The organism is Bradyrhizobium sp. Rc2d (assembly GCF_900099855.1).
Classification (GTDB): domain Bacteria; phylum Pseudomonadota; class Alphaproteobacteria; order Rhizobiales; family Xanthobacteraceae; genus Bradyrhizobium.
On sequence record NZ_FNCU01000002.1, the window covers coordinates 1 to 3,805 of the forward strand.

Genomic DNA, 3,805 nt, shown 5'->3' on the forward strand with positions numbered 1-3,805 from the left:
CAGGATCGGCTCGACCACAACCCCAATGCAATGGGTGTCCGCCGTCAGACAGCGGAGCATCCGTTCGGCACGATGAAGTGTTGGATGGGAGCAACGCACTTTCTCACGAAAAAGCTGCCAAAGGTGGCCACCGAGATGGCGCTCAACGTGCTCGCCTACAACATGAAGCGCGTGATGATGCTCGTGGGCGTAGGCGGATTGCTGGAGGCGATGCAGGCGTGAGGCCGGCCTCTGCACGACCAAATCAGCGCCTGCACGAAGCTCCTGGTTGCCACCGAGATGACAGGAGGTCGATTCCACCGAATTAGAAGCTCGGCGGCCGCAATGCGCCGGAGCTCCCCAAGTTGCCGGATTTTCACACGGCCTGGGCCAACAGGGGACATTAAGCCGTTCCCGATAATTTAAGCTGCTGCTATAATTCCGGCCGGTCGGAAGATCCCGGCAAGTGTGGGGGCGTCAATGCAGCCAGACACCCGATACGCCAAGAGCGGCGACGTTCACATAGCCTATCAAGTGTTCGGCGAGGGCCCCCTCAACATTGTCTTCGCTCCGCCGGGCTTTACCAACGTCGAGCACTGGTGGGACGAACCCGAGGTGAGTCGTTGGCTGCTGCGCCTGGCGCGCTACGCCCGCGTGGTGATGTTCGACAAGCGCGGCACGGGCCTATCGGATCGGGTCGCTGACTACCCGGGTCTAGACCAGCGCATGGACGATCTGCGGGCAGTCACGGACGCCGCCGGGATGGAACAGGTGGCGCTTCTTGGCATTTCGGAAGGCGGCACGATGTCGGCGCTGTTCGCCGCGACCTATCCCAGTCGCTGCCGCGCGCTGGTGCTCTGCAACGCCTATTCGGCATCGACATTTGCTCTGTCGACGCTACGGCAAAATCTCGACTATATCGAGCGTGACTGGGGCAGCGGCGGCAGCGTGGCAAGGTATGCGGCCTCCCGCGTCAATGACTGCGCGTTCAAACGCTGGTGGGGCAAGAACGAGCGAGTGTCCAATAGTCCTGCCGGCGCTGCGGCGTACGCGCGCATGAACCGTCAGATTGATATCAGCGACATCGTCTCGACGATCCGGGTCCCGACCCTCGTCATCCACCGGACGGACGACAGGAACATCAGCGTCGAGGGCGGCCGGTTTCTCGCCACGCATATTCCAGGCGCTCGCTATCTCGAGTTCCCAGGCGTCGACCACATCCCCTTCGTCGGCGACAATGCCGACGACATCGCCGATGCGATCGAGGAGTTTCTGACCGGCTCGCATGCCCCCGTCGCGGCCGACCGCGTGCTTGCTACGGTGCTCTTCACAGACATCGTCGGCTCGACGGAGAAAGCCGCCGCACTCGGCGACCATCGCTGGCACGATCTCCTTGACTCTCATCACACCGCGATACGGCGTACCCTCTCACGCTTCCGCGGCCGCGAAATCAAGACGACCGGCGACGGCGTTCTTGCTACTTTCGACGGTCCGGCACGCGGCGTGCGCTGCGCTTGCGCCATCGCCGACGAAATCAGGCCGCTTGGCATCGAAGTCCGCGCCGGGCTTCATACCGGCGAGTGCGAAGTGATCGGTAATGATATCGGAGGCATTGCCGTTCACATCGGAGCGCGTGTGGCGGCGCTCGCCGGCGCAAGTGAGGTGTTGGTGTCGAGCACGGTCAAGGACCTAGTGGCAGGTTCCGGCTTGCGTTTTGGTGACCGTGGCAATCATTCGCTCAAGGGTGTCCCCGGAGATTGGCGCATCTTTGCAGTCGAACGGTGAATGCGCCGTCTAACCAATTCGGATTGACACTCCTCGGCTTTTTTCTCTTGCGCCAAATGTCCCTTGTGGGTCATTCGCGTGGGTTTGGCCACGTCGTTACCACGTCTGGTCCGGCTCCGGCTGCCGACGTGCCGGATGCACTCCCGGTTTTCGTCTTGGGGCCAGAAGCGGGAGCACGATGTCAATCCTGCGTTAACTTTTGGAGATGATCTGCTATCTCGTTCCGCGAGTTAGGGAGTATATGTGCAACCCATGAAGCGCCGGTTCATTATTTTCGGGTTAATTGGTCCACTTGCCACCTATCTCTGCGCTTGCATGTTGACGGGGTGGTCCCCCCGTTGGGCGGATTTGCCGCTGATCTATGTTATCGGACTATCGCCCTTTCTCGTCGGTGCATTCGTTGACGACTGTCTGAAAGACGCGCGAATTTGGGAGCGAACCGTTGCTACCGGAATAGTCGGCTTCGTCGGATCGGCCGTTGCCCTACCCATAGCAGCATCCTGGCTCTTTCCCCGGCTTGGCCTCGGTGTTTCTATTTTGGCGGTATCCGCGATAGGACCGGCAGTCCTCTGCTCCCTCATATCCATGCCAAGCGCAGCCGCCCCTAATTCGTCGAGAGGGGCCTAATAGGGCGACGCGGCCCCGCGTCCGGTCTACGGACGATAACCGACATCACAGCAGGATCAGTGTGGTTCGACTAAGGGCCATCAGCGGATTCGTTCGCCGCCTCATGGACGGCCCTTCGGCATTCTGAATGCGTCATAAGTAAGCTTTCGCGCCGGGTTATCGTCTATCGGTGGCTGATGAGAAGGATTGGGGAAAAGAGGTTCGGTATGCGGACTCGATCTCAACCAAGGTAACCTCGCGTCGATCCCGGTCGTAATGGGATCGTCGGTGATCTCGACGGTAACATTCTTTAAGGTGACGCCGGGACCGAAGCTTGCAGCTAAGTCACGCGGGTCTACCAATGCGACGCTAGTCGGGACGTTGGGATCGCCAAATCGAGCCAGTACCGGCAGGTCCTTGAGCGGTAGCTCCGCCTTTGGCTTAATTCGATTAACGTCATCGAGATAAGCGGCATATTCCGCATTTGAGGAAGCGTTTGGCGCAACCGTCCCACTGAATCTTTCGCGTGGGAATTCCATTAGACTAGCGTTGTATCCGCCGCTGCCACCCCACCCCGGACTGTCGAGCCAGCTTGGCTTTGCCAGCGTGGCAAAGAGCAAGCCTCGTGGCCCTAAATCTACAAAGGCCGCTTCTCCGACAAAGTTGGTCCAAAGAGCCCAACCTTGAGCCCTCGTCAGACCACCAGGGAAGCTGATCGTTTCCTGCGTGACACTAGAGCCCGAACGCTCACCGTCTGGAGTCTCGACCACGATTGTGAGCCGCGAACGAACGACGCGCGGCCGGGTCGTACTGCCATCTAGGACGAACCAGCCGAGTACCAAGATCGACAATAAGAGGAGCACAAAGCAAACGCTTTTGCTCGCGACGTCATCGATCCGCTTGCTCCTAATGAGCATGTCGCCTCTAACCAAAACTAGGTCGTGGGATGGATTGCCGTCAACCAAGAATGCACCACTTCCTCAATTTTGAATAAACGAGCGTGACTTCGGTCAAAGGCTGCCCTCGTTGGCCAGCATGAACTTGGTCGGGTCGCCTGTCGGAAGCGGACACCATCGCGCTCTAGGCTAAGGTCAGCCACGGGCCACCTGCGGACGTAGTCAGTTTGAAGCGAAGGTTATGCCGATATATACCTCCTGTTGGAAGGAGAACCGGCCGCCATTCCGCTCAAGAAACCGTCCGCAACATTGGCGTCATCGTCGGCGAAGAACCGTGTTGTATCTCACCGATGATCCTGAAGCCGTGGCGCTCATAAAGGGAAATGTTTCGCGGATTCGAACTTTCAAGGTAGGCGGCGATGCCCTCCTCGTCACATCGCCGAAGAGCGTGTTTCATCAGCAATGTGCCGAGGCCTTGGCCGATCCAGTTCGGATCGGCGGCAATGAGGGGCAGATACCAATGTGGCTCGTGGGGATGA

General features: G+C 59.3%; 3 protein-coding genes and 1 pseudogene. 2 read left to right on the forward strand and 2 right to left on the reverse strand.

Going from position 1 to position 3,805, the window contains the following annotated elements; genetic code table 11:
* Together BLV07_RS04440 and BLV07_RS04445 are read left to right on the forward strand one after the other, a co-directional pair.
* Positions 1–222, forward strand: a pseudogene (locus BLV07_RS04440) (IS5/IS1182 family transposase); the annotation flags it as partial.
* Positions 223–459: 237 nt separating this feature from the next.
* Positions 460–1,764, forward strand: a complete 1,305-nt coding sequence (locus tag BLV07_RS04445; protein WP_091880413.1) for an adenylate/guanylate cyclase domain-containing protein — start codon at positions 460–462, stop codon at positions 1,762–1,764.
* 728 nt (positions 1,765–2,492) lie between these two features.
* On the opposite strand, the gene BLV07_RS04450 is transcribed toward BLV07_RS04445, so the two are convergent.
* Together BLV07_RS04450 and BLV07_RS04455 are read right to left on the reverse strand one after the other, a co-directional pair.
* The gene (locus tag BLV07_RS04450) at positions 2,493–3,287 is read right to left on the reverse strand and encodes a hypothetical protein (RefSeq protein WP_091880416.1); all 795 of its coding nucleotides are present in this window, start codon (positions 3,285–3,287) and stop codon (positions 2,493–2,495) included.
* 268 nt (positions 3,288–3,555) lie between these two features.
* A partial coding sequence (locus BLV07_RS04455) for a GNAT family N-acetyltransferase (protein WP_143035358.1) occupies positions 3,556–3,805 on the reverse strand: 250 nt, incomplete at its 5' end.